This is a genomic window from Streptomyces sp. R-74717, assembly GCF_047305335.1.
Taxonomy (GTDB): domain Bacteria; phylum Actinomycetota; class Actinomycetes; order Streptomycetales; family Streptomycetaceae; genus Streptomyces; species Streptomyces atratus.
This window is the reverse complement of the sequence record NZ_CP102361.1, coordinates 3,347,636-3,372,987: the sequence shown is the minus strand read 5'-3', so window position 1 is coordinate 3,372,987 and position 25,352 is coordinate 3,347,636. Positions and strand designations below refer to the sequence as shown.

Below are 25,352 nucleotides of genomic sequence, written 5' to 3'. Positions count from 1 at the left end.
CCCAACACCCGGCATGAACGGCCGGGTGGTGACCCGAGGAGCCACCCTTGGCTGCTGAGCTGCACGTCGAGCTGGTCGCCGCGGACCGCAGTGTCTGGTCCGGCGAGGCCACCCTGGTCGTCGCGCGCACCACGTCCGGCGACATCGGCGTCATGCCCGGTCACCAGCCGCTTCTGGGTGTGCTGGAATCGGGCCCGGTGACGATCCGTACGAGCGACGGCGGGACCGTGGTCGCCGCTGTGCACGGCGGTTTCATCTCGTTCGCGGACGACAAGCTCTCGCTGCTCGCGGAGATCGCGGAGCTGGCGGACGAGATCGATGTCCAGCGCGCCGAGCGTGCGCTGGAGCGTGCGAAGTCGGACACGGACGCCGCCTCCGAGCGGCGCGCCGAAGTGCGACTGCGTGCGGTGGCGGGGCGCTAGCGCACCGCGACACGTAGCTTTACCCTCAGCCGCGGCCCGAGCTGGAGACCACTCCAGACCGTGCCGCGGCTGAGGCGATGCAGGTGCAGGTGCGGTTCTGGCGGTATCCGTTACTCGACGACGCGAGGAGGTCGGTGGAGATGTACCTCGCGCTGTGGGTGGGCGGGCTGGTCGTCGCACTGATCGCGGTTGGTCTCTTCGTCTTCGGTCTGCGCCGGCGGCTGATTCAGCGCTCCGGTGGGACCTTCGACTGCAGCCTGCGATGGAATGTGCCGGAGGAGCCCGATCTCTCGGGCAAGGGCTGGGTGTACGGGGTCGCCCGGTACAGCGGTGACCGGATCGACTGGTTCCGGGTCTTCTCGTACGCTCCCCGCCCGCGCCGGGTCCTGGAGCGTTCCGCGATCGAGGTGGTCGCCCGTCGGCTGCCCGAGGGCGAGGAGGAACTGGCGCTCCTGTCCGACGCCGTGGTGCTCGGCTGTCTCCATCGTGGGACCCGCCTGGAGCTGGCCATGAGCGAGGACGCGCTGACCGGGTTCCTCGCCTGGCTGGAGGCGGCTCCGCCCGGCCAGAGGGTGAACGTGGCCTGAGTCCGAGGTTCGTTCGACGTGGCCTCGGGCCGTACCGCAGCTGACGAAAAACCGGGGAGACAGGGGGGCGGACCTGTCTCCCCGGCTGCTTTCCGGGGTTGTGCGCGGTACTGAGTGGTGGGTTACTTCAGACCGTTGTTGATCGCGCCGACGAGTTCACCGCCCGCGGTGTCACCGCTGAACTCCCAGAAGAACGCGCCTCCCAGGCCCTGGCCCTTCGCCCAGGTCATCTTGGACGCGATGGTGGCCGGGGTGTCGTAGCTCCACCAGTTGGTGCCGCAGTGTGCGTACGCCGTACCGGCGATCGTGCCGGTGGCCGGGCAACTGGTCTTCAGGACCTTGTAGTCCTCGATGCCCGCTTCGTACGTACCGGGGGCTGCCCCGGTGGCGGTGCCGCCGGGCGCGTCCTGGGTGACACCGGTCCAGCCGCGGCCGTAGAAGCCGATGCCGAGCAACAGCTTCGAGGCCGGTACGCCCTGGGCCTTCAGCTTGGCGATGGCGTCGGCGGAGTTGAAGCCGGCCTGCGGGATGCCGCTGTAGGAGGTGAGCGGGGAGTGCGGGGCGGTCGGGCCCTTCGCGTCCCAAGCGCCGAAGAAGTCGTACGTCATCACGTTGTACCAGTCCAGGGACTGGGCGGCGCCTGAGTAGTCGGTGGCGTCGATCTTGCCACCGGCGGAGGCGTCGGCGGTGATGGCGGCCGTCACCAGGTTGTTGCTGCCGAACTTCGTGCGCAGCGCCGAGGTGATGCCCTTCAGGGCGGCCGGGCCGCTGGTGTCGCAGGTCAGACCGCAGGCGTTGGGGTACTCCCAGTCGATGTCGATGCCGTCGAAGACATCGGCCCAGCGGGGGTCCTCCACCAGGTCGTAGCAGGACTGGGCGAACGCGGCCGGGTTCTTCGCGGCCTCACCGAAGCCGCCGGACCAGGTCCAGCCGCCGAAGGACCACAGGACCTTGATGTTCGGGTACTTCGCCTTGAGCTTGCGCAACTGGTTGAAGCTGCCGCGCAGCGGCTGGTCCCAGGTGTCGGCGACGCCGTCGACGGACTTGTCGGCGGTGTACGCCATGTCGTAGTCGGCGTAGGCGTCACCGATTGCGCACTTGCCGCCGGTCACATTGCCGAAGGCGTAGTTGATGTGGGTGATCTTCGCGGCCGAACCCGAGGTGTCCAGGTTCTTGACGTGGTAATTCCGGCCGTAGACGCCCCAGTCGGTGAAGTAGCCGAGGTTGACCTTGCCTCCGGTGCCGGGGTCGGGGTTGCCGCCGCCACCGGTGGTGTGGACCTTGACCGCGCCGCTGACCGGACCGGTCTGGTCAGCGGTGTCACGGGCCTGCACGGTGTACGAGTAGTCGGTGCCCGCGGTGAGACCGGTGTTGGTGTACGTCGTACCGGTGACCGTGGCGACGACGGCGCCGTCGCGCAGGACGTCGTAGTTCTTGATGCCGTTGTCGTCGGTCGCGGCGGTCCAGCTCAGCTTGGCCGAGGTGTCGGTGATGGAGCTCGCGGTGGGGGTGCCCGGCGCCGAGGGGGCGTTGTCGCCGGGGACGCTGCCGCCGTCGCAGGAGGCGCCGTTCAGCTTGCAGCCGGTGGGGGCGCCGGAGCCGGTGCCGTTGAAGCCGAAGGAGACGCTGGCGCCCGGTGCGACCGAGCCGTTCCAGCCGACGTTCTTGGCGGTCCAGTGGGTTCCGGAGCTGGTCACGGTGGCGTCCCAGGCGGAGCTGACCGCGGTGCCCGAGGGGAAGTCCCACTCGATGGTCCAGGAGGAGAGGGCGGTGGTGCCGGTGTTCTTCACCGTCCACTGGCCCTCGAAGCCGCTGCCCCAGTCGGACTTCTTGAGGTACGTGGCGGTTGCCGAGGTGGCGGCTTCGGCGGGGGAGGCCAGGCCGACCATCGCGGCGAGCGGGAGAAGCAGTGCGGTGAGGCCCGCGACCGCTCTGGATCTGGTGGCTCTTCCGGTCCCGAGTCTGAATCGGGGCCGGCGTAGGGGGGTTTCAGTGCTCAACGGTGCTCCTCGGGTGAGGTCCGGACAAACGGGGGTGGTCCGTGGACTGCAAACCCTGCGCCGCCCTGAGCACGCCTTGTCATGGCGCACTCACCGCAGTGTGTTCGGTGAGATTAGGAAGGTCTGGACCAATCGTCAAGAGGTCCAGACCAAAGTTCGGAGCTGCACCTCAGATGCCCAACTCCCGTGCAAGTACTGCCGCCTGGACCCGGCTGCGCAGCTCCAGCTTCCCCAGCAACCTGCTGACGTGCGTCTTGACGGTCGCCTCGGCCATCGAGAGCCGTACCGCGATCTCGGCATTCGACAGCCCCGCGCCGAGACAGCCGAGTACCTCCCGCTCCCGCCGGGTGAGTGCATGGAGCACCGCAGGGTCGGGCGCGTTCGCAGGCCGTACGGGGGTGGTCCCGGCGAACTCCGCGATCAGACGGCGCGTCACGGCCGGGGCGATCAGCCCCTCGCCGCGCGCCACCGTACGTACTGCTTCGAGCAGATCGTGCGCATCGGTGTTCTTCAGCAGAAAGCCCGCCGCTCCCGCCCGCAGCGCGCCGAAGACGTACTCGTCCAGATCGAACGTCGTCAGCACCAGCACATCCGCGAGCTGTTCGGCCACCACCTGCCCGGTCGCCGACACCCCGTCGAGGCGCGGCATCGACACGTCCATCAGCACCAGATCCGGCCGCAGTTCGCGGGCCAGGCGCACCGCCTCCTCGCCGTCCCCGGCCTCGCCGACGACCTCGATGTCCGGCGCGCTGCGCAGAATGAGCACCAGCCCCGCACGGACGGCCGACTGGTCCTCGGCGACCACAACCCGGATCGTCATGCCCTCACGGTCCCTTCTTCCACGGGCAGTTCGGCCCGTACCCGCCAGATCTTCGTCCCGCCACCGGCGCTCACCGGACCCGCCTCGATCTCTCCGCCCAGCAGTGCCACCCGCTCCCGCATCCCCACCAGGCCGGCCCCCGACCCGGGTGCGCGCGGCCCGGGACGGTCGCCGAGCACACTGCTGACCTCCACCGTGAGCAGTTGCCCGGCCCGCCCGAGCCGTACCACGACCGGGCCGGGCGCGGCATGCTTGAGCGCGTTCGTCAAGGACTCCTGCACGATCCGGTAGGTGGCCAGCTCGACCGGCGCGGGCAGCGGGCCCTGGTCGCCGCGGCTGTCCTCGAAGGTGCAGGTCAGTCCGCTCGACGCGGCGTTCGTACGGGTCTGCTCGACCAGTGCGTCCAGCGAGGCGAGCGTCGGCGAGGCGCTCGGCTCCGGGTTGGCGCCGCCGGTGCGGAGCAGCCCGATCAGCCGGCGCATCTCGGCGAGACCGTCGACGCTGTTCTCCCGTATCACCCCCAGCGCTTCGCGCGAGGTGCCGGGGTCGTCGATGGAGAGGGCGGCGGTGGAGTGGATGGCGATCGCGGAGAGATGGTTCGCCACCATGTCGTGCAGCTCGCGGGCCATCCGGGTGCGCTCGGCGGTCACCGCCTGGGCGCGGTCCATCTCGGCCAGCAGCGCGGTCTGCTCGGCGCGCAGCCTGGCGGTCTCGGCGGCGTCGCGGTGGTTGCGGACGCTGACCCCGGTGATGGCGGGCCCGAACGAGACCACCCCGGTGATGACGCCGATGAGCAGCGCCTGGGGATTGCGGAACCACGCCAGGAACCCGATCGTGACCGCCACCGTGATCAGGAAGGTGGTCACCGGGATCCGGCGGGCGGCTGCCGGTGTCCCGTACAGCACGGCCGCGTACATCAGATCCGTGAACATCATGACCGTCGCCAGATTGCCGACGGTGAACTGGTCCGCGACCAGGGCGAGCGTGCCGATGACCAGCGCCGTCTGCGGGGCGGTCCTGCGGACCAGTTCGAGCGCCGAGACGACGGCGAGCGGCAGCAGGGAGATCCAGGGGGCGACGAGGGTCCGGTTGTCCTGCATGTGCAGCCCGAGCATCCACAGGAACAGACCGCCGCAGAGACCGATGGCAGCGATGAGCACGTCGTGGCGGTGCGGGCGGGCGAAGGAGAGCACCCTCCTATCCAACACGGCGGTTTCGCCGCGGACCTCCGTACCGGGGGCGAGGTACGAGTACATCGAAGGATGCAGTCACGGTTCGTCACTGCCGACGACGATTCCGGGCGCCGCGGCCCGAAGACTGGGAGGGACCGAAAGGGGAAGTGCTGTGATCGTCACGCTGATCGTGCTCTGCGAAGTCGGCTTCTGGGTGCTGCTGGCTGCCGGGCTCGCACTGCGGTACCCGGCGAGGAAGCCGCGCCTGGGTGCGGCCGTGCTGCTGTGTGAGCCGCTGCTGGAGGTCGTGCTGCTGGTGGTGACGGCCATCGACCTGAAGAACGGGGCCGAGCCCGACTGGAAGCACGGGCTCGCCGCGGTCTACATCGGCTTCACGGTGGGGCTCGGCCACTCCACGATCCGCTGGGTCGACGCCCGGGTGGCCCACCGCTTCGCGGGCGGGCCGCCGCCGGTGAAGCCGCCCAAGTACGGCATGGAGCGCGCGGCGCACGAGTGGCGGGTCGCGGCGCGGTGGACGGTCGCGGCCGTGACGGCGCTGGCGCTGCTGCAGGCGGCGATCTGGTACGTGGGCGGGGACGGGGATGTGACGTCGCTGCAGTCGTGGCAGCAGAAGATGCTGTTCGTGATCGGGATCAACGTGGTCATCGCGGGGAGCTACACGGTGTTCCCGAAACGGGAGGGGGCGGGGCGCTGAGAAGTGGGACGGGCTTGATCTTCAAGCCCGTCCGCCGCTTGAGGACAACAACCGCTACCGCTCGCCGCCAGGTACCCACAGCACGTCGCCGACCTCCTTGTTCGCCGTCCTCGCGAGGATGAACAGCAGGTCGGAGAGGCGGTTGAGATACGTTGCCGTCAGCGCGTTCATCACCTCACCGTGTACCTCCAGGGCCGCCCACGTGGACCGCTCCGCACGCCGGACCACCGTGCACGCCTGGTGCAGCAGCGCCGCCCCCGGCGTACCGCCCGGAAGGATGAAGCTGCGCAGCTTCTCCAGCTGCTCCAGGAAGTGGTCGCAGTCCGCCTCCAGCTTGTCGACGTAACTCTGCTCGACCCGCAGTGGTGGAAGCTTCGGGTCCTCGACGACCGGCGTCGACAGATCCGCGCCCACGTCGAACAGGTCGTTCTGCACGCGGACGAGGACCTTCACGACATCCTCGGAGAGCTGCCCGAGCGCGATCGCCGTACCGATGACGGCATTGGCCTCATTGGTGTCGGCGTACGCGGAGATCCGCAGATCGGTCTTGGCGGTCCGGCTCATGTCGCCGAGGGCGGTGGTGCCCTGATCGCCGGTGCGGGTGTAGATACGTGTCAGATTGACCATGTGGCCAGCCTAGTTACGCACCGGCCCTGCGGAAGACGCGTGTGCCCACCGTCACGGCGAGTGCCGCGAAGCCGAGGGCGACGAGGGCGCCGTACAGCATGGAGGCGGTGGCGTACTGACCGATGTACGCGTCCCGGATCGCGTCCACCGGATAGCGCAGCGGCATGAAATGGGAGAGGACGTCCAGCCAGCCGGGCGCGAGGGCCATCGGCAACATCAGGCCCGACAACAGCATCGAGGGCATGGAGACCGAATTCACGATCGGGCCGAACTCCTGCGGCCGCTCGACCTTCAGCGCCACCGCGTACGACAGGGAGCCGAGGGAGACGGTCAGCAGGGCGACGAACGCGAACCCGACGAGCACCCCGGCGAGCGGCGCCCGCAGACCCATGAGCAGCGCGGCGAGAACCAGCAGCACTGCCTGGAAGACGAACAGAGCGGCATCCCGCAGCACCCGGCCCAGCAGCAGCGCGAGACGGCTGACGGGCGTGACGCGCATCCGTTCCACGACCCCGTAGTTCTTCTCGACGATGATCGAGAATCCCGAGAACAGGCCGCCGAACAAGCTGAGTTGAAGCAACAGCCCAGGCACGAGCACCTGCCAGGAACTGCCGCGCGACCCCAGGGGCAGGTTGGTCAGGAGCGGTCCGAACAGCAGGAGGTAGAGCAGCGGCATCAGCACGCCGAAGAGGATCTGGAACTTGGAGCGCAGGGTCTGGCGGGCGTAGCGCCCGAAGATCAGCGCGGTGTCCTGCAGAAGCATGTCTCTCGACGTCCTATACGGCTACGGGGGTGGAGTCGGCCGGCGCCGGGCCGCGGCCGGTGATGGCGAGGAACGTGTCCTGGAGGGTCGCGTCGATCGAGCCGCCGTGCGCCAGCTTCAGCGCGCTCGGCGTGCCCTCGGCCACCACGACGCCCTTGTCGACGATCACGAGCCGGTCGGAGAGCGCGTCCGCCTCGTCGAGGTAGTGCGTGGTCAGGAAGACCGTGGTGCCGTGCTCGTCGCGCAGTCGGCGGACCAGGTCCCAGAGGTCCGCGCGGCTCGCCGGGTCCAGACCCGTCGTCGGCTCGTCGAGGAACAGGACGCGGGGGCGGTGCGTGAGCCCCATGGCGATGTCGAGGCGGCGTCGCTGGCCGCCGGAGAGAGCCGCGGTCCTGCGGTCCAGCAGGTCCACCAGATCCAGGTCGCGTGCCAACTCCTCGGCACGCTCGATCGCTCGGGGCTTTGTCAGACGGTAGAGCCGCCCTTGGGTGACCAGTTCCTCCCGCACGGTCACATTCGGGTCGACGCCGCCGGACTGTGCCACGTAGCCGACGGCTCGGCGCACTCCGAGGGGGTCGGTGGCCAGATCGCAGCCGGCCACGGTGGCCGCGCCTCCGGTGGGCGGCAGCAGGGTCGTGAGCATACGCAGGGTCGTGGTCTTTCCCGCCCCGTTCGGGCCGAGGAAGCCGAGGATCTCGCCCGGCGCGACGGTCAGGTCGATGCCACGCACCGCCTCGACCGGGCCGCGTTTCGTCTGGAAGGTACGGGCCAGGCCGGCCGTACTGATGATGGTCATGCGCCCAGAAAAACAGAGTCACTGAAATTTTGCAATGACATCAAAAATTCAGCGAGCCCAGAACGAGATCGTGCCGCCTACGATGTGGCCATGGCAGAGGGGCTCAGGGAGCGAAAGAAGCGGCAGGCCAGACAGCACATCTCGGATGTGGCCACGGGGCTGTTCCTGGAGCGCGGGTTCGACGCGGTGACGATCGCCGAGGTCGCCGAGGCGGCCGATGTCTCCGTCAACACGGTCTACAACTACTTCCAGGCCAAGGAGGACCTCTTCCTCGACCGGGCCAAGGGCAGCGTCGCCCGCCTCTCGCGCTTCGTGCGCGCCCGCGACAAGGGCGAGTCCGCGGCCGTCGCGGTGCTGCGCGAACTGCGGGGCGAGGTGGAGGCGGTGTCGCCCCAGGTGGGCCTCATCGACGGCTACGACCGCTTCATGAAGGTCGTGGAGGGGGCGGCCGGGCTCCGGGCCCGGCTGTGGCACATGCAGCAGGAGAGCCTGGTGCTCCTTGAGGAGACCCTGCGCGAGGAGACCGGCGCGCGGCCGGACGACCTGCTGCCGTCGCTGATGGCCGGGCAGATCAATTGGGTGCACACCACCCTTCTGGCGCTCATCGGGCGCGAGATGATGGCCGGCCGTCCCCTCGACGAGGTCTCCCGCGAGGCCCTCGGCCTGCTCGACGACATGGAGGACCTCTTGAGTGAGAAGGTCCTCAACTACGCCCGGCGCGCCGCCGAATGACGTGTCCCGGTGTGATGTCCGTCATGTGAGACGTGACGCGCATCTCTTCGCGGTCACAGGGCCCCTCACGGGTACTAATCTCCGCCGGAGAGCATGTGAACAACCGTTAGGACCGGCCGTGCAGGGACCAGCTGCAGAGGCGAACAGAAACCAAGGGGTGCAGACGTGGCCAGGAAGCTCGCCGTCATCGGAGCCGGACTCATGGGATCCGGCATTGCGCAGGTCTCCGCCCAGGCGGGCTGGGACGTCGTGCTGCGCGATGTCACCGACGCGGCCCTGACCCGTGGCCGTGACGGCATCAAGGCCTCGTACGACAAGTTCGTCTCCAAGGGGAAGCTGGAGGCGGCCGACGCCGAAGCCGCGCTGGCCCGCATCACCACCACCACCGACCTCGACGCGGTCGCCGACGCGGATGTCGTCGTCGAGGCCGTCTTCGAGAAGCTCGAGGTCAAGCACGAGATCTTCCGGGCCCTCGACAAGATCGTCCGGGATGACGCCGTCCTCGCCTCCAACACCTCCGCGATCCCGATCACCAAGATCGCGGCCGTGACGGAGCGCCCCGAGCGCGTCGTCGGTGTGCACTTCTTCTCGCCGGTTCCGATGATGCAGCTCTGCGAACTCGTACGCGGCTACAAGACCAGCGACGAAACCCTCGCCACCGCACGGGAGTTCGCCGAGTCCGTCGGCAAGACCTGCATCGTCGTCAACCGTGACGTGGCCGGCTTCGTCACCACCCGGCTGATCTCGGCGCTCGTCGTGGAGGCTGCCAAGCTGTACGAGTCGGGCGTCGCCACGGCCGAGGACATCGACATCGCCTGCAAGCTGGGCTTCGGCCACGCCATGGGCCCCCTGGCCACGGCGGACCTGACCGGGGTCGACATCCTGCTGCACGCCACGAGCAACATCTACACCGAGTCCCAGGACGAGAAGTTCGCCGCGCCGGAGCTGATGCGCCGGATGGTGGATGCAGGTGACATCGGCCGCAAGAGCGGGCAGGGCTTCTACACGTACTGATCGTTTTCGGTCCTCCGGTTGCCTGATCTGCCGTCGGTCGGGCCCGGAGGTCCGGGGGGCGTCTCCCGGAGTCGGTGGATCCGTGTGGTCCTCGCCGGGCCTTAGTCACTCCACGGGGTGAATTCGGTATCGGTTCACTTACAGACGGCAACTTCCCTGTCGCTGTCGCAGTCAGTTGTGACAGAGACAGAACAGACAGACGAACCTTGCTACGGAGCAATTCCGGGGAGCGCATATGCACATCAGGGGCGACCACGCCGAGCTGGTCGTCGGGGGCCGCCTCGACGTCCGAAGCGCGGCGGACGCCCGTACGGCCCTGCACTCGGCCCTCGACAACGGAGTCGGCGACCTGGTGCTCGACCTGACCGAGCTGGATTCCTGGGACGCCACCGGGCTCGGCGTCATCATGGGCGCACACCGCCGGGCCGGTCGGGCCGGACGACGGCTGGTGCTCCGTGGCGTGCCGCCGCAGATGCAGCGCCTGCTGGTGGCGACCCGGCTGCACCGCATTCTGGCCATCGAAGGCGGAATCGCCGCAGACTCCCTGCCGCGCGTGTAGGGCTTGTCCGGCCCCGACCCGGTGGACGGGCCGTGACCGTGCGGCGCCGCCGAAGGTGCACAATCCGCACGAGAGAGTGCGCTTCGGACGGCGTGGCCCCCCGACTGTGCGCGGACACTGTGCGACGGTCTAGGGTTCGGCCGTCCGCCGATTGACGAACCCACCAGGCGGACACCGGACCAGAAGCGACAGCGGGGCGTGCGAGGCCGGGCGGGGCAATCGTGCGCGACGCGTCTGGGGGCTTTGGCGATGGACCCGACACACCGGGGGCCGGAAGAGTACGGCCGGGACAACGACAGCTTCGGTGAGGGAACCGGCCGGCGACGGCCGTCCGGCGATCCGTCCCCGAACTCTCAGCTCCGTTCGGGCAGGGGAGGCCCCATTACTCCGGAGTTCGGTCAGCAGACGCCACAACAGGCGCGCGTCGTCCGGCTCATATCGGGTGACTACCTCCTCACCGTCAACCCGGTCGACGGCAGCGAGGTCGAGCTGTGCCCGCCGGGGGAGCAGCCCGATCCGCCGGTCCGGCGCACCGCGGCTGAGCGCGCCGACCGCGAACGCGCCACCGCACCGCCCGTGCCGCCGGGGCCGCCCGCCCCCCAGCTGCCCCTCCTGGAGCGTGCGGAAGAGCGCGAACGGCTGGCACGCCTGCTGGCCCGCGGCCGCTCGGTGCGGCTCACCGGACCGGCCGGATCCGGCCGTACGGCACTGCTGAACGCCGTCGCCGCCGACTGCGCGGACCTCGCACCGGACGGAGTCGTACGGCTCTCCGGCTACAAGCGGACCGTCACCGACCTGCTGTACGGGCTCTTCGAGGCCGTCCATGACGCGCAGCTGCACCGGCCCGACCGCGCCGGTCTCCTCGAAAAGGTCCGGAGCATCGGCGCCGTCGTCGTACTCGACGACCTGGAATTCGGCGGGGCCGCCCTGGAGGAGCTGCTCGACGCCACTCCGGAGTGCGCCTTCCTGTTCGCGACGACTCCGGATGTCGCCGCACCCACCCCGGACTCGCACCTCGAAGAGGTCTTTCTCGCGGGCCTCGGCCGCAGCTCCTCGGTCGACCTGCTGGAGCGGGTCGTCGAGCGTCCGCTGACCGAGGAGGAGGCGAACTGGGCGGGAGATCTCTGGTTCGAGTCCGAGGGGCTGCCGCTGCGCTTCGTCCAGGCGGGCGCCCTGCTGCGTCAGCGCGACATGCTGCGCACCGACCCCGACGCGTACAGCGGCCTCGACAGCCGGTCCCTCGACGCACCCTTCGGGCACGACGAGGACGTCGACGGCGTCCACATACCGCTGCCCAGTCTCGGCGAGGGCGCGGCGCCCGCCGCACTGCTCGCCTCACGGCTGAGCGGGCCCGCCCGCGACACCCTGCGCTTCGCGGTCGCGCTCGGCGGCGAGGTGCCGCACCAGGCGCATCTGCCGGCGCTGGTGGGGGACACCCACGCCGACGCCGCGCTCGGTGAACTGGCCGGCTGCGGACTGCTCTCCCCGGCCGGTCCCCGCTACCGGCTGGCCGCCGGAGTCCTCGCCCAGCTGGAGGCCGCCGGATACGGCGAGGACGGCATCGACCGGGCCCGGACGGCGGCCCAGCACTACGCCTGGTGGGCCGGGCATCCCTCGGTCACCCCCGCACGGGCGACCGCCGAGGCCGACGCGGTCGTCGCGGCGATGGCACAGCTCGTCCCCGGCGACGGGGCGGGGCAGACCAGCGTGGCCGTGCTGCTGGCCCGCAGCGCCTCCCCGGCCTTCGCGGCAGGACTGCACTGGGGCGCCTGGGAGAGGGCCCTGCGGATCGGCCAGGAGGCGGCCAGGATCGCCGGAGAGGTCGCCGAAGAGGCGTACTTCCACCATGAGTTGGGCGTCCTCGCACTCTGCACCGGAAATCCGGACCGGGCCAGGGCGGAGCTGGAGACCTCGATCAGCATGCGCGGGGCGATCGCCGACAAGTCGGGCGCGGTGGCCGGACGACGCGCGCTCGCCCTGGTCGAGGACCGCTCCGGCGGCCCACTGCCCGGCGGACCTGCCCCGGTGGGCGAGGACGTGCCGGCCCCGCGGTACGAGCAGCCGGTGCCACCGCCCGTCGGCCCGACGGCAGCCGTGACGCAGACGCTGTCACGGCCGTACGAGGACGCCACCGCGGTGATATCCCGGCAGAGCGCCCCCGCAACCCCCTCGGGCGCGCGGGGAGGCCGTTTCGGAGCGCTGGGCGGGGCCCGGCGTAATCTGGTCGCGGCGGGCGTGGGCGTCCTCCTGGCCGGTGTGCTCGGCACGGTGGTGGTGCTGGGGACGCCGTTCGGTGACGGCGATGCCCAGGGCAATCCGGGTGTCACGACCGAGGAGCCGGCGGGCCAGGACGACAGCGGGGACGGAATCCCGGCCGACGGGCCGACGGACGGCTCGACCCCCGGAGACACGGCATCCAGCGGCAGCGCGGTGACGCCGGGCCCGTCGGGCAGCCAGGCCACGCCCGGCGTGAGCGGTACGCCGTCCACGGACTCGACGGGGCCGAGCGACACCCCGTCGTCGGACACACCGTCCAGCGACAAGCCGTCGTCGGGCAAGCCGACCAAGTCGTCGTCCCCGACGAAGTCGTCCACGCCGACGAAGCCGAGCAGCCCGAGCCCGACTCCGACGGAGACCGACTCCCCGGACCCGACGGACTCGGCAACCGAGACCCCGCCGACATCGCCGAACACCTCCGACTCGGCGAGCGGGCCTTCTTCTTCGTCCTCAGCGGCGGCCAGTGCGGACAGCAGTCCGACCATGGCCTGAGCGGAGCTCTGCGGACGCCGGACGGGCCATGCACGTCCGGCGTCCGCGGAACGTCAGAACAGACGCAGCTTGTCGTCCTCGATGCCGCGCAGCGCGTCGTAGTCGAGCACCACACAGCCGATCCCGCGGTCCGTCGCCAGCACCCGCGCCTGCGGCTTGATCTCCTGAGCCGCGAAGATGCCCTTCACCGGGGCGAGGTGGGGATCGCGGTTGAGCAGCTCCAGATAACGGGTCAGCTGCTCCACGCCGTCGATGTCGCCGCGCCGCTTCAGCTCCACGGCCACGGTCTGGCCGTCGGCGTCCCGGCACAGGATGTCGACCGGTCCGATGGCGGTGAAGTACTCACGGCGGATCAGGGTGTAGCCCTCGCCGAGTGTCTCGATCCGGTCAGCGAGGAGTTCCTGCAGATGTGCTTCGACGCCGTCCTTGATGAGGCCCGGGTCGACACCCAGCTCATGGGACGAGTCATGGAGGATTTCCTCCATCGTGATGATCAGTTTCTCGCCCGCTTTGTTGACCACGGTCCAGACGCCCGCGGTGTCGTCGGCGCCCTCCTTGAGGGTGCAGGGCGGTGACATCCAGTTGAGGGGTTTGTACGCCCTGTCGTCGGCGTGGATCGACACGCTCCCGTCCGCCTTCACCAGGATCAGACGGGGAGCGGAGGGCAGGTGGGCCGTGAGCCGGCCGGCGTAGTCCACGGAGCAGCGGGCGATGACGAGACGCATGGTCGGCAACGCTACTCGACGACGGGTGCTCCACGCGATTCTCCCTCCGCCGCCCCTCCGGGCCCCGGACCGGGGCCCCAGGGGCTTGCCCCTCTTTGCTCCCCTTCGTTATTGGCCGGTTGTGTTCCCAATCTCCTGGTGCGGCCAGGACTGCACCCTTACCGTGGAAGCAGGAGGTCGCCGTCTGTGCACGCTGCGTCGCCGTCCTCCTTCCCTGCCCGTAAGGCCCCGGCCCGGCGTCGGGGTCGCGAGAGGAGAACCCATGTCGCTCGACGTCTCACCGGCGCTGTTGGAACAGGCCGAGCGAGGCGAGGTCGACGAAGCCGACTTCGTCGACTGCGTCCGGACCTCCCTGCCCTACGCATGGGAGATGATCAGCTCTCTGGTGGCTCAGCTGAAGGTCGACGGCGGACAGTTCGCCGACAACCAGACGCCCCCGCCGGACGAGCAGGCACGTGGTCAGCTGCTGCGCGCGCTCGCGAGTGATGCGATACGTGGCGCTCTGCAGCGGCACTTCGGGGTGCGTCTGGCATTCCAGAACTGCCACCGCGTCGCGGTGTTCCCGCTGGACGCCTCGGTCGACGAGCGTCTGGCCCGCTTCACCTCGGTGAGGGGCCAGTTGCTCAATCAGTCGCCCGAACTACGGGACTGCTAAACGCTTCTGCTGCCGTTCCGGGCCGCGGGAGGTGCAACTGGCTCCGGGGCGGCAGCCCCCGTACCTCTTACGACTGCTTATGTGAGCAGCGGCAGTACTTCAGTGCCCAGCCGCGCTACGTTCTCCTCCGTGGCCGCCAGATCTCCCGAACCCTCCACCAGGAGCGCGAAGCGGGTGATGCCTGTCCGCTCGGCGGTGGCCGCGAGCCGGTCGGCCGCGAGCCGGGGCGGGCCCGCCGGATGAAGGCCGCACAGCAGCTCCGTATAGGCGACCGGGTCGCGCATTACCCGGTGCCGGCCGTCGACCGTCACATGGGCGTCCAGGCCCTGTCGCAGCCAGCCCGGCATCGCCTTCACGAGCGTCTCCACGGCGTCCTCGGCACGGTCGGCGATCTGGGCCACTCCTGCGGACACATGTCCGGCCTCCCGGACGCTCTCGGGCGAGCGGCCCGCGGCGAGGGCGGCGGAGCGCCACAGGGCGACCATCTCGGCCTTCTCCTCGTCCCCGCAGTGCATACCGAGCAGCATCGGCAGACCGTTCTCCGCGGCGAGCCTCACCGTCTTCGGCGAGGTGCACGCGACGACCACCTCGGGACCGCCGGGGCTCTCGCCGCCGTCCACGTCGAGCAGTTCGTCGGCCCGGGGGACCACCGCCACCTCGCGGAAGCCGTATCGCTCCCCGCTCCCCGCCACGCGGGGTTTGCCCAGCCAGTCGAGCAGCAGCTCCAGGGACTCCGGGAAGCCCTTCTCATACGCCTCCAGGCCCCCGCCGAACACCTCCAGATCCACCCAGGGGCCGCCCCGGCCGACACCGAGCGTGAACCTGCCGCCGCTGGTGAGATGGAGCAGCGCGGCCTGTTCGCCCAGCGCGACCGGGTGCTGGGTCGGCAGCACGCTCACAGCCGTACCCACCCGGATTCTCCGGGTGCGGCCGAGCAGCAGCGCGGCCAGGGTGACGGCGGACGGGCAGACCCCGTACGGCACGAAATGATGTTCTGCCAGCCAGACCGAGTCGAGCCCGGATTCCTCCGCGACCTCGGTGGACCGGATCGCGCGATGCAGCGCTTCTCCCGGCCCCTGTCCCGGAAATTGGGCTGCCAGTACGAACGTTCCCACACGCATCGCCAATTACCTCCTTGCGGCCGACGCGGCTCTCCCCTACTGGCAACAACGTCTGACACGTGCCAAAGGCACGGTCCGGGGGCAGGTTGTTGCGATTTTCCGGTAACTCACCCCGCCCGGGACGCCGTCCTGTGCGGTGCGGGGCACTCGCTCGGCCGAATGGCCCTACGCTTGACGGGAACTGCCCAGCCTGCCCCGTGAGGTGTCACGTGTCCCCGCGCCGCAACCGCCCCCGAGGCGGCGAGAGTCCCCACGACAGCGCAGCGGAGCCGGGGGCCCGATACGGCGGCGGCGGACGCACCGAACAGTGGCATGGCGAGGAGTGGTCGGTCCGCCCGGTGAGCGGCGCGAGCGCGGCCGGCAAGCGGTACCGCTGCCCCGGCTGCGACCAGGAGATCCCGTCCGGCGTCCCGCACCTGGTGGCCTGGTCCGAATACAGCGGGATCGACGACCGCAGGCACTGGCACAAGGCCTGCTGGAACGCGAGGGACCGCCGCACCACGCAGGTGCAGCGGTCCAGGAACGCGCCTCGCTACTGAGCTCCGGCGGCCGGCGAAGGCCGGCCGCCGGTGACCGGTCAGACGTCGCGCTTCTCCAGCGACGCATAGGCACCGGCCATGGCCACGGCCGTGACGCCGAGCATGATCCACAGCGGGTCCCAGCCGGACGGACCCGACCCGGTGACCGAGGTGTCGTAGAACGCGCCGAGCTGGCTGGGGATGGAGTACTCGAAGAACGCCTGCCGCAGGTCGCTGAGCGACTCCGCGAACATGAACATGGCCAGCACGAGCGGCAGCAGCACCACCCCGATCATGATCGTGATCGCACCCGCGGAGTGCCGGATGAGAGCGCCGATCGCGAGCGAGAGCAGGCCCAGCGTCGCGATGTAGAGACCGACGCCGACAGTGGCGCGCAGCCAGGCGTCACCGGTGGGTGCCTTGCCGTCGAGCATGGCCGTCTGCAACGCTCCGACCAGCGCGGTCGTCACGGTCGTGATGACGAAGGTGAGCAGGAAGAAGACGATCGCCTTCGCGGTCAGCACCCGCGCACGGTCGGGGCAGGCCGTCAGCGTCGTACGGATCATGCCGGTGCCGTACTCGGAGGCGATGGTCATCACGCCGAGCGTGATCACACAGATCGAGCCGAGCAGCACCCCGAAGAAGCCGAAGCTGAGCACCGGGGTGTCGCCGACGTTGGCGTCGGCGGTGGCGACCGCGATCGCGGCAAGCAGTCCGAGGCCGAGGAGCAACACGATCATGACGCCGAGCGTCCACATGGTGGAGCGCACCGAACGGATCTTGGTCCACTCGGAAGCGAGGGCGTCGCCGAGGGTGGCGCGGCGTACCGGGATCGGTGAGGCGTAGAGCCCGGCCGGTGCGTCCTGCCAGTTCTGCTGCGGGACCGGGGCCTGCTGCTGGTACGGCGCCTGCGGGGTCGGCGGTGTGGTCATCGGGCGTCCTCGCTGGTCTCGCGCTTGGTCAGGTCTGCGGGGGCTGCGGCGGGCGCCGCCTGGGCTGCAGGGGCCGGAGCGACGGGCGACGCCGGAGGTCCCGCGTACGGGTTCTGTCCGGGCGGCGGCGGGGCGTACCAGCCCTGCTGCGGCATCTCCGGGACCGGCGGCTGCGGCGCCCCGTAACCGGGCTGCTGTCCGTACCCGCTGTGCACCGGCTGCTGCAGCCCGGCCTTCTGGTCCACCGTCGAGCGGTAGTCCACGGCGCCCTGCGTCATCCGCATGTACGCCTCCTCGAGCGAGGCCTGGTGCGGCGAGAGCTCCCACAGCCGGACGTCCGACTCGTGTGCCAGATCGCTGATCCGTGGCAGCCGCAGACCGGTGATCCGCAGGGCCCCGTCCGGCTCCGACATGACCTGGCCGCCCGCCTCGGTGAGCGAGGCGGTCAGCTTCTCCCGCTGCTCCTGCGCACCGTCCGCGACCCGCACCCGGGCGAAGTCGGCCGAATTGGCGGAGATGAAGTCCTTGACGCTCATGTCGGAGAGCAGCTGCCCGCGGCCGATCACGATCAGATGGTCGGCGGTGAGTGCCATTTCGCTCATCAGATGGCTGGACACGAAGACCGTACGGCCCTCCGACGCCAGCATCTTCATCAGATTGCGGACCCAGAGGATGCCCTCGGGGTCGAGACCGTTGACGGGCTCGTCGAAGAGCAGCACCTGCGGGTCGCCGAGCAGCGCCGCCGCGATGCCGAGCCGCTGGCCCATACCGAGCGAGAAGCCCTTGGACCGCTTCCGTGCGACGTCGTGGAGACCGACGACACCGAGGACCTCGTCGACCCGGGCGGCCGGGATGCCGGCGAGCTGGGCGAGCGAGAGAAGGTGGTTACGGGCGCTGCGCCCGCCGTGCACCGCCTTGGCGTCCAGCAGCGCACCCACCTGCCGCGGAGCGTTCGGCAGGCTGCGGAAGGGGTGGCCGCCAATCGTGACATGGCCGGAAGTCGGTCGGTCCAGGCCCAGCATCATGCGCATGGTGGTGGACTTGCCCGACCCATTGGGACCGAGGAATCCGGTGACGGCTCCTGGCCGCACCTGGAAGGAAAGGTTGTAAACGGCCGTCTTCGCGCCGTAGCGCTTGGTCAGGCCGACTGCCTCGATCATGCTCCAGCCCCACATCGACTTCGTCTGTCGTCGGGGCCCAGGCCGTTCGGCCGCACACCCCCGTAAGAGTTAAGAGGATATCCAGGCATTGACGGTTCCGAACAAGTCGTCACGAGAGCGCATCGCCTCCCCGGCAGAGCGGACGGAACGCTTCCGGGCCGGCAGGTCTTGCGTCCGCCCACCGGCCACGGGTCCCGCCCACCGGTCATGCGTCCCGCTTCTTCAGTACGAGATAGCCGCCTGCCAGCGCGGCCGCCACCCATGCGATCAGAATGCCGAGCCCGCCCCACGGCCCGTACGGAGCAGGGTTGCTGTTCATGGCATCCGGAACAACCTGCATGATCTTGGATCCGGCCTGGTCGGGGAAGTAGCGGGCGACCTTCTTCGCGCCCGGGACCGCCGACAGGATCTGGGAGACCAGGAAGAAGAACGGCATCAGGATGCCGAGCGACAGCATGGAGCTGCGCAGCATCGTCGCCACACCCATGGAGAAGATCCCGATCAGGCCCATGTAGAGGCCGCCGCCGACGACCGCGCGCAGGACATTCTCCGCACCGATGTCCGTGCGATGGTCGCCGAGGAGGGACTGCCCGAGGAAGAACGAGACGAAGCTGGTGGCGATGCCGACCACCAGGGCCAGCACACCGGCCACCGCGACCTTGCTGAAGAGGAACGAACCGCGCTGGGGCACGGCCGCCAGCGAGGTGCGGATCATGCCCGAGCTGTACTCCGTACCGACCACCAGCACACCGAAGACGACCATGGCCAGCTGGCCGAGGACCATGCCGGAGAAGCTGATGAGGGTCGGGTCGAAGGTGGCCCTCTCGGCCACGGGGAGGTCGTCGAACTGGGCGTTCATCAGGGCACAGAGCGCCGCGCTCATCGCGACGGTGACGACGAACGCGGAGATCAGGGTCCAGACGGTCGACGAAACCGTACGGATCTTGGTCCACTCGGAGGTAAGGACCGCGGGTACCGATGCCATCGTCGTCACGCCCCCTTGCCGGTGCCGGAGATGCCCGTTACGCCCGGCGTGCCGTTCCCGGCCGTGCCGGCGGCGGTCTGCCGGTTCCACTCGTCGCCCCAGTGCGGGCCCACGGGCGGCGGTGCCTCACCGAGCTCCGAGTGTGCGTGGTACTCCACGGAGTCCGCCGTCATCTGCATGAAGGCTTCCTCCAGTGAGGCCCGCTGGGAGCTCAGTTCGTGCAGCACGATCTGATGCCGGGCGGCGAGCTCCCCCAGCGCCTCGGTGGTGGCGCCGTCGATCTCCAGCGTGCCGCTGCCCGTCTCGACCACGATCAGGCCCTCCTCGTGCAGCACATCGCGCAGCCGTTCCTGCTGCGGGGAGCGCAGACGCACATAGCTGCGGGAGTTCTGGTGGATGAAGTCGGCCATCGAGGTGTCGGCGAGCAGCCGGCCCTGGCCGATCACGATCAAATGGTCCGCGGTGAGGGCCATTTCGCTCATCAGATGCGAGGAGACGAAGATCGTCCGGCCTTCCGCGGCGAGCGCCTTCATCAGATTGCGGATCCAGTGAATGCCCTCGGGGTCGAGACCGTTGACGGGCTCGTCGAAGAGCAGCACCTGCGGGTCGCCGAGCAGCGCCGCCGCGATGCCGAGCCGCTGGCTCATACCGAGGGAGAAGCCCTTCGACTTCTTCCTCGCCACCGCGCTCAGGCCGACGGTGTCCAGTACCTCCGCGACCCGGCTCTCCGGGATGCGATTGCTCTGCGCGAGACAGAGCAGATTGTTGTACGCGCTGCGCCCGCCGTGCATCGACTTCGCGTCGAGCAGAGCCCCGATGTACTTGAGGGGTTCTTCCAGGTCGCGGTAGTGCTTGCCGTCGATGCGCACCGAACCGCTGGTCGGGTTGTCGAGATCCAGCATCATCCGCATCGTCGTGGATTTGCCCGCACCGTTGGGGCCCAGAAAGCCCGTCACCATTCCAGGTCTGACGCGGCACGAAAGCCGGTCGACGGCAACCTTGCTGCCGAAGCGCTTGGTGAGACCAACAAGCTCGATCATGCGTTCACGCTAGAACGGCCGCGCGCCCGGCGCCACCACAAGGGCGGAACCGGGCGCGCGAGGAGGGTGCTGAAGATCTTCAGTGTCCTCCTGGGGTACAGCTGCGGTACTGCGGGGTCAGCGGCTCTGCTGAGCCGGGACGCCGCGGGTGACCGGCTCGTCGTCGGCGGGGGAGCCGGCGGCGGCCACCGCGGCACCGGTCAGCGTCGCCAGCATCTCGCGGACGTTGGTCAGCTGAGCGTTGATCGAGTCGCGGCGGTTGGTGAGCGCCGCCAGCTCGCGCTCCGACTCGCTGCGGATCCGGTCGGCCTTCGCGTTCGCGTCGGCCACGATGTCCTCGGACTGGCGCTGCGCGGTCTCCACCGTCTGACGGGCCCGGCGCTCGGCGTCCGTACGGAGCTTCTCGGCCTCCAGGCGGAGCTGCTCGGCGCGGTGCTCGATCTCGGCGAGGCGCTTCTCGGCCTTGGCCTGACGGGACGCGAGGTCGCGCTCCGACTGGTCGCGGCGCTTGGCGAGGTTGGTCTCGAAGTCCGCGGCGGCCTGGGCGGCCTTGGCGCGGGTCTCCTCGAAGAGGGCGTCCGCCTCCTCGCGCTTCTGCGCCGCGTCCTTCTGGGCCTCGGTGCGCAGCGAGGTGGCCTCACCCTTGGCCTTCTCGACGATACGAACGCCCTCGTCCTCGGCCTTCGCCTTGCGCTCGGCGGCGAACGACTCGGCGTCGTTGCGCACCTGCTGGGCGGCCGACTCGGCGAGCTCACGGTGCTGCTCGGCGGCGCGACGGGCCTCCTCGCGCAGGTCCTTCGCCTCCTCCTCGGCCAGGCGGAGAATCTTCTCCACGCGCGCGCCGAGACCGGCGTACGACGGCTCCGCGTCGTTCACCTGGGCCTGGGCGTTCTGCGTTTCGAGGTGCAGCTCCTCGATGCGCTTTTCCAGAGACGTGATGCGGGCGAGAGCGCTATCACGGTCGGCGACGAGCTTGGTAATGCGGTCATCCACCTGACCGCGGTCGTATCCACGTCGCACGAGCTCGAAGCCGAAGGGGGAGGAAGGGTCGCTCATGAGGTTCCTGTCGAATGAGACCGGTGAGGTGTTAGAGGGAATCCTAGGTGCCCGAGCGGCGTGTCATCGAGTGGATGCCCGTTTGATCTGGAGAATGACACCCCTTTTGAGTGGCTAACCCCCGCAACTCTTGCCACTCGGAGGGTTGAACGTCCTTGACGAAGCACGGGAGATGACAGGGCGGCTACCCCCCGGACGACTTGCCACTCGATCGAGTGCCCGCTGAGGCACCGGCTTTGACGCCACCGGCGGAGCCGCCACCCGCGCCCTTGCCGCCGGCAGCCGGCGTCTCGAACGACTCCAATGCCTCCAGCACGTCCTGGACACGGGAGATTTCGGTGTTGATGTCCTCGCGCCGGCGCACCAGCAGGTCGAGCTCGCGCTTGCCCTCGTCCACCGTACGCTTCGCCTCGACCTCGGCGTCGGCCCGCAGCTTCTCGGCCTCACGGACCAGCGTGGCCTTCTTCTGCTCGGCCTCCTTCAGCAGCGCCTCGGCCCGCTTCACCGCCGCGATCCGGACCTTGCTCGCCTCCGAATTGGCGTCCGCCAGCAGCTCCTTGGCCTTGGCCGCCGCGTCGTCGCGCTGCTCGGTCGCCGCCTTCATCAGGTTGTCGACGCGCTCGCCCGCCGTCTTCATCTGCTCGGAGGTCTCCCGCCGGGCCCGGTCGTGCAGCTCCTCGATCTCGCTCTCGATCCGGGTCCTGAGCTCCTCGGCACGCTCCCGGATGGCCGTGGAGTCCCGGCGCGCGCCGACCAGCAGCTCGTCCGCGTCCGTACGGGCGCGCTCCACCAGGGAGTTGCCCTCGACGGTTGCCTCCGAGGTGATCCGCACGGCCTCCTTGCGGGCCACGCCGACCATCGTGTCGGCCTGCTCCTCGGCCTCGGTGGCGGCGCGCAGCGCCTCCTCCTGGGCCTTGTTGATGAGCTGGTCCGCCTGCTCGGCGGCATCGGCACGGCGCTTCGCCGCGGCCTCCCGCGCCTCGTCGAGCAGCCGGTCGGCCTCCTGACGGGCCTCGGCACGCATCTGCTCGGCCGCCGCCTCCGCGTCGGCGCGTACCTGCTCCGACTCCTCGTGGGTGCGGGCCGCGTGCTGCTGCGCGGAGCCGACGGTGGCCGCCGCCTCCGCACGCAGCCGCTCGGCCTCGTCCGTGGCCTCGTCCGTCACCCGGGCCGCCTGCTGCGTCGCCTCGTCCGTCACCCGGGCCGCCTGCTGCGTCGCCTCGTCGACCAGCCGGGTCGCCTGCTGTGTCGCCTCGTCGACGAGCCGGGTGGCCTGTTGCGTCGACTCCGTACGGATCCGCTCGGCCTCGCTCGTCGCCTCGCCCACCAGCCGGTCGGCCTGGGTCGCGGCATCGGAACGCATCCGGTTGGCGTCCTCACGGGCCTCGGCCCGGCTGCGAGCCGCGTCCTGCTCGGCCGAGGCCAGCGCGTCGGAGGCCTCGGTACGCATCCGCTGGCTGTACTCCGCGGTGTCCGCGCGCAGCCGCTCCGACTCGCTGATCGCGTCGGAGACGGTCCGCTCGGCCATCGCCTTCGCGGCCTCGGACTCCTCCTGCGCCTCCCGGCGGATCCGGGCCGCGTCCTCGCCGGCCCGCTCCCGCTCCGCGTGCGCATCGGAGCGGACCCGGTCCGCCTCCTCCTGCGCCTCGGACTTCGTCCGTTCCGCGACATGCTCGGCGGCGGAGCGCAGTCCGGCGATCTCCGCCTCGGCCTGCTCCTGCAGCCCGTTGACCGAATCCCGTACCTGCTGGGCTGTCTGCTCGGCCGCGGAGACCAGCTCGGTCGCCCGGCTGTCCGCCTCCTCGACCAGACGCTGCGCCTCGGCCTGCGCCTGCTCGACCCGCTTGCGGGCGGATGCGAGAAGCTCCTCGCTCTGCTCGCGGGCCCGCTCGCGCTCCTGGTTCGCCTCGGTGCGCGCCGCGTCGAGGGTCTCCTCGGCCTCCCGGCGGCGCCGGTTCGCCTCCTCCTGCGCGGCGGCCAGCGCCTCGGCGGCCTCCGTGCCCACCCGCTCCGCGGCGGCGGCGGCCTCGGAACGCACCCGGTCGGCGCTCTCCTGCGCCTCGGACTTGAGCCGCTCCGCCTCGGCGGCCGCCTCGCTGCGCAGCCGTACGGCGGCGGACTCGCCCTCCGCACGCGAGCGCGACGCATCCGCCGCGGCCTCGTCGCGCAGCCGCTCCGCCTCGGTCTCCGCCTGTTCCTGCAGCGCCCGCAGCCGCTCGGCGGCCTCCGCGCGCAGCCGCTCGGACTCCTCGTTCGTCTCACGCCGGATGCGCTCCGCCTCGGCGCGCGCGTCCGTGAGCGCCTGCTCGGCGGTGGTGACCTTGGCCTCGGCCTCGGTGTGCAGCCGGGTCAGCTCGTCGGCCGCCTCCGCCTGCCGGGCCGCGACCGCACGCTCGGTCTCCTCGCGCAGCTCCGCCGCCGCCTGCTCGGCCGTGGCGGTGGTGGACCGGGCCTGCTCCTCGGACTCGGTACGCAGCTGCTCGGCCTCGGCGCGGGCGCGCTCCAGGGCCTCCTCGGCCTGCTTGCGCAGCGCGGTGGCGCGCTCCGCCGCTTCGGTACGGACCCGCTCGCTCTCCGTGCCCGCGGTGGTGCGCAGCTCCTCCGCGTCCGCCTTCGCCTTGGACAGCAGCTCCTCGGCGGTCTTCGCGCCTTCCTCGATCTGCTGGACGGCCTCGCGGCGGGCCTCGCCACGGATCCGCTCGCCCTCGGCGACCGCCTCGGAGCGCAGCTGCTCGGCCTCGCCGCGCAGCCTGCGCGCCTCCTCCTGCAGCTCGACCGTCTTGGCCCGGTACTCCTTGGTGTCGTCCTTGGCCGCGCCCTTGAGCTGATCGGCCTGCGCGGCGGCCTCGCCGCGCAGCCGGTCCGCCTCGGTCTCCGCCTCGCGGCGGATCCGGTCGGCCTCCTCGCTCGCCGCCCTGGTGGTGGACTTCGCGTCCTCGGATGCCTTGGTCAGCACCTCCTCGGCGGCCCTGGCGGCCTTGGCGAGCTGGGCAGCGGCGTCCTCGGCGGCCGCCGTGCGGGCCTTCTCGGCCGCCTCGGACTTCAGCCGGTCCGCCTCGGCGCGGGCATCGGCGAGCGCCTGCTCGGCGTCCGCCTTGAGCGACTCGGCGTCCTTGGTGGCCTCGCCGACCAGCCGGGCGATCTCCGACCTGGCCGTACGGGTGCGCTGCTCGTTCTGCGACTCGGCGGCGGCCAGCCGCTTGACGGCGGCCTCCTTCGCCTCGCCGGTGACCTTCTCGGCCGCCAGGCGGGCCTCGCGCAGCTGGGTCTCGGCCTCCTGCATGCGCTGCTCGGCGGCCCGGTTCAGCTCGGCGGTCTGCTGCCGGGTCTGCTCGGTCTCGGCCGTCGTCGACGTACGCAGCTGCTCGGCGTGGCTGGTGGCCTCCTGCGCCTGGCTGGAGGCGGCGTTCAGCAGCCGCTCGGCGTCCTTGCGGGCGCGCAGCAGGATCGCCTCGGCCTCGGCACGGGCAGACTCCGCCTCGGAGCCGAGCCGCTGCCGGGTCTCGTCCGCCAGCCGGCCCGCCTCGGCGCGCGCGGCCGCCAGGGACTGCTCGGCCTCGGCCCTGGACTCCTCCAGCAGCCGGCGCGCCTGGGACTCGGTCCTGGCCCTGAGCTGCTCGGCCCAGGCGACGTTCTCGTTGACATGGGACTCGACGGTCTGACGGCGCTCGGCCAGCTCCTGGTCGAGCTGCTGGCGCCGCTGCACGGCCTCGTTGTGCAGCTCGGCCTGGAGCCGCGCCTGGTGCTCGGCATGCTCCTGCAGGATCCGCTGCGTCTGCGCACGGGCGTCACGGAGCTCCCGCTCCGCGTCGGTCCGCAGCTGCTCGGCCTGGATCTGGGCATTACGGAGCAGTTGCTCGGCCTGATAGCCGATGTCCGCGCTGTCGTATGCGGGACGGGTCGCGAGATTGCGCCGAGCCTCGTGCAGCTTGGCGCGCAAGACCTCGACCTGGTAACCGAGGTCCTCGGCGTGCTGAACGGCCTTCTCCCGGTCGGTCTTCAGCCGGTCCATCTCGGCTTCGAACCGCGAGAGATGGTCGTCTTCAGCTCGGTGGCTCTCCTGGCGTTCGTAGCCCCGCACTGCGCGGTCCCATCCGTCCCCTGGTCGCAACTCTCCAACGAGTACCGTTCGCCGGTGAACGGTCCCCCGGGGAATGGTGACAGATCACGGCTGGGGACGCGGC

The 25,352-nt window shown here is 70.4% G+C and carries 23 protein-coding genes; 9 read left to right on the top strand and 14 right to left on the bottom strand.

All coding sequences use genetic code 11. From position 1 onward, the window contains the following. Positions 1 to 47: 47 nt before the first annotated feature. Both NRF20_RS15100 and NRF20_RS15095 read left to right on the top strand, forming a co-directional pair. Positions 48 to 422 (top strand): F0F1 ATP synthase subunit epsilon, encoded by a 375-nt coding sequence (locus NRF20_RS15100; RefSeq protein ID WP_266357915.1) that lies wholly within the window; start codon positions 48 to 50, stop codon positions 420 to 422. 140 nt (positions 423 to 562) lie between these two features. After that, positions 563 to 1,009 (top strand): DUF2550 domain-containing protein, encoded by a 447-nt coding sequence (locus tag NRF20_RS15095; RefSeq protein WP_266365238.1) that lies wholly within the window; start codon positions 563 to 565, stop codon positions 1,007 to 1,009. Between the two features lie 122 nt (positions 1,010 to 1,131). Here the strand turns inward: NRF20_RS15095 and NRF20_RS15090 are convergent, their stop codons facing one another. The 3 genes from NRF20_RS15090 to NRF20_RS15080 all read right to left on the bottom strand — a co-directional run bounded on the left by NRF20_RS15090 (position 1,132) and on the right by NRF20_RS15080 (position 5,022). Further along, positions 1,132 to 3,009, bottom strand: a complete 1,878-nt coding sequence (locus NRF20_RS15090) for a glycosyl hydrolase family 18 protein (RefSeq protein WP_398633712.1) — start codon at positions 3,007 to 3,009, stop codon at positions 1,132 to 1,134. 169 nt (positions 3,010 to 3,178) lie between these two features. Further along, positions 3,179 to 3,829, bottom strand: a complete 651-nt coding sequence (locus NRF20_RS15085; protein ID WP_266357913.1) for a response regulator — start codon at positions 3,827 to 3,829, stop codon at positions 3,179 to 3,181. Beyond that, complete coding sequence (locus tag NRF20_RS15080) at positions 3,826 to 5,022, bottom strand: sensor histidine kinase (RefSeq protein ID WP_398633743.1); 1,197 nt, start codon at positions 5,020 to 5,022, stop codon at positions 3,826 to 3,828. Before NRF20_RS15080 ends, NRF20_RS15085 begins: the two co-directional genes overlap by 4 nt. Before the next feature lie 151 nt (positions 5,023 to 5,173). Between NRF20_RS15080 and NRF20_RS15075 the strand changes: the two genes are divergently transcribed. Next, positions 5,174 to 5,716, top strand: a complete 543-nt coding sequence (locus NRF20_RS15075) for a hypothetical protein (RefSeq protein WP_398633713.1) — start codon at positions 5,174 to 5,176, stop codon at positions 5,714 to 5,716. Positions 5,717 to 5,770: 54 nt separating this feature from the next. On the opposite strand, the gene NRF20_RS15070 is transcribed toward NRF20_RS15075, so the two are convergent. Genes NRF20_RS15070 through NRF20_RS15060 form a run of 3 tightly spaced genes read right to left on the bottom strand, consistent with a single transcriptional unit; the run spans position 5,771 to position 7,902 of the window. Further along, positions 5,771 to 6,343, bottom strand: coding sequence for a cob(I)yrinic acid a,c-diamide adenosyltransferase (locus tag NRF20_RS15070; protein ID WP_398633714.1), 573 nt, complete (start codon positions 6,341 to 6,343; stop codon positions 5,771 to 5,773). Between the two features lie 13 nt (positions 6,344 to 6,356). Continuing rightward, a complete protein-coding gene (locus NRF20_RS15065; RefSeq protein ID WP_398633715.1) occupies positions 6,357 to 7,106 on the bottom strand; it encodes an ABC transporter permease in 750 nt (249 codons plus the stop codon). A 13-nt stretch (positions 7,107 to 7,119) separates the two neighbouring features. Beyond that, positions 7,120 to 7,902, bottom strand: coding sequence for an ABC transporter ATP-binding protein (locus NRF20_RS15060; protein ID WP_398633716.1), 783 nt, complete (start codon positions 7,900 to 7,902; stop codon positions 7,120 to 7,122). Between the two features lie 90 nt (positions 7,903 to 7,992). Between NRF20_RS15060 and NRF20_RS15055 the strand changes: the two genes are divergently transcribed. From NRF20_RS15055 to NRF20_RS15040, 4 genes are all read left to right on the top strand, one after another. Further along, on the top strand, positions 7,993 to 8,634 hold the full coding sequence (locus tag NRF20_RS15055; RefSeq protein WP_398633717.1) for a TetR/AcrR family transcriptional regulator: 642 nt from the start codon (positions 7,993 to 7,995) through the stop codon (positions 8,632 to 8,634). A gap of 165 nt (positions 8,635 to 8,799) precedes the next feature. Beyond that, positions 8,800 to 9,648, top strand: coding sequence for a 3-hydroxyacyl-CoA dehydrogenase family protein (locus tag NRF20_RS15050; protein ID WP_398633718.1), 849 nt, complete (start codon positions 8,800 to 8,802; stop codon positions 9,646 to 9,648). Positions 9,649 to 9,883: 235 nt separating this feature from the next. Further along, a complete protein-coding gene (locus NRF20_RS15045) occupies positions 9,884 to 10,207 on the top strand; it encodes an STAS domain-containing protein (RefSeq protein ID WP_266357903.1) in 324 nt (107 codons plus the stop codon). A gap of 249 nt (positions 10,208 to 10,456) precedes the next feature. Continuing rightward, positions 10,457 to 12,976: an ATP-binding protein gene (locus NRF20_RS15040; protein ID WP_398633719.1), complete on the top strand. Its 2,520-nt coding sequence runs from the start codon at positions 10,457 to 10,459 to the stop codon at positions 12,974 to 12,976. A 53-nt stretch (positions 12,977 to 13,029) separates the two neighbouring features. Here NRF20_RS15040 and nucS read toward each other — a convergent pair whose 3' ends face one another. Continuing rightward, a complete protein-coding gene (gene nucS, locus NRF20_RS15035) occupies positions 13,030 to 13,701 on the bottom strand; it encodes an endonuclease NucS (protein WP_093898543.1) in 672 nt (223 codons plus the stop codon). Between the two features lie 262 nt (positions 13,702 to 13,963). On the opposite strand from nucS, the gene NRF20_RS15030 reads away from it, so the two are divergent. Beyond that, a complete protein-coding gene (locus NRF20_RS15030; protein WP_014154035.1) occupies positions 13,964 to 14,356 on the top strand; it encodes an SCO5389 family protein in 393 nt (130 codons plus the stop codon). A 77-nt stretch (positions 14,357 to 14,433) separates the two neighbouring features. On the opposite strand, the gene NRF20_RS15025 is transcribed toward NRF20_RS15030, so the two are convergent. Further along, positions 14,434 to 15,477, bottom strand: a complete 1,044-nt coding sequence (locus tag NRF20_RS15025) for an LLM class flavin-dependent oxidoreductase (protein WP_398633720.1) — start codon at positions 15,475 to 15,477, stop codon at positions 14,434 to 14,436. 209 nt (positions 15,478 to 15,686) lie between these two features. Between NRF20_RS15025 and NRF20_RS15020 the strand changes: the two genes are divergently transcribed. After that, a complete protein-coding gene (locus NRF20_RS15020) occupies positions 15,687 to 16,016 on the top strand; it encodes an ATP/GTP-binding protein (RefSeq protein ID WP_266357897.1) in 330 nt (109 codons plus the stop codon). 38 nt (positions 16,017 to 16,054) lie between these two features. On the opposite strand, the gene NRF20_RS15015 is transcribed toward NRF20_RS15020, so the two are convergent. From NRF20_RS15015 to scy, 6 genes are all read right to left on the bottom strand, one after another. Next, complete coding sequence (locus NRF20_RS15015) at positions 16,055 to 16,927, bottom strand: ABC transporter permease subunit (RefSeq protein ID WP_398633721.1); 873 nt, start codon at positions 16,925 to 16,927, stop codon at positions 16,055 to 16,057. Continuing rightward, a complete protein-coding gene (locus tag NRF20_RS15010) occupies positions 16,924 to 18,087 on the bottom strand; it encodes an ATP-binding cassette domain-containing protein (protein ID WP_398633722.1) in 1,164 nt (387 codons plus the stop codon). The genes NRF20_RS15015 and NRF20_RS15010 overlap by 4 nt, the downstream gene beginning before the upstream one ends. A gap of 205 nt (positions 18,088 to 18,292) precedes the next feature. Then, positions 18,293 to 19,072, bottom strand: coding sequence for an ABC transporter permease subunit (locus NRF20_RS15005; RefSeq protein ID WP_266357893.1), 780 nt, complete (start codon positions 19,070 to 19,072; stop codon positions 18,293 to 18,295). A gap of 5 nt (positions 19,073 to 19,077) precedes the next feature. Further along, a complete protein-coding gene (locus NRF20_RS15000) occupies positions 19,078 to 20,112 on the bottom strand; it encodes an ATP-binding cassette domain-containing protein (protein ID WP_398633723.1) in 1,035 nt (344 codons plus the stop codon). Positions 20,113 to 20,229: 117 nt separating this feature from the next. Continuing rightward, positions 20,230 to 21,168: a cellulose-binding protein gene (locus NRF20_RS14995; RefSeq protein ID WP_398633724.1), complete on the bottom strand. Its 939-nt coding sequence runs from the start codon at positions 21,166 to 21,168 to the stop codon at positions 20,230 to 20,232. 184 nt (positions 21,169 to 21,352) lie between these two features. Beyond that, complete coding sequence (scy, locus tag NRF20_RS14990) at positions 21,353 to 25,249, bottom strand: polarized growth protein Scy (RefSeq protein WP_413752731.1); 3,897 nt, start codon at positions 25,247 to 25,249, stop codon at positions 21,353 to 21,355. Positions 25,250 to 25,352: the final 103 nt, after the last annotated feature.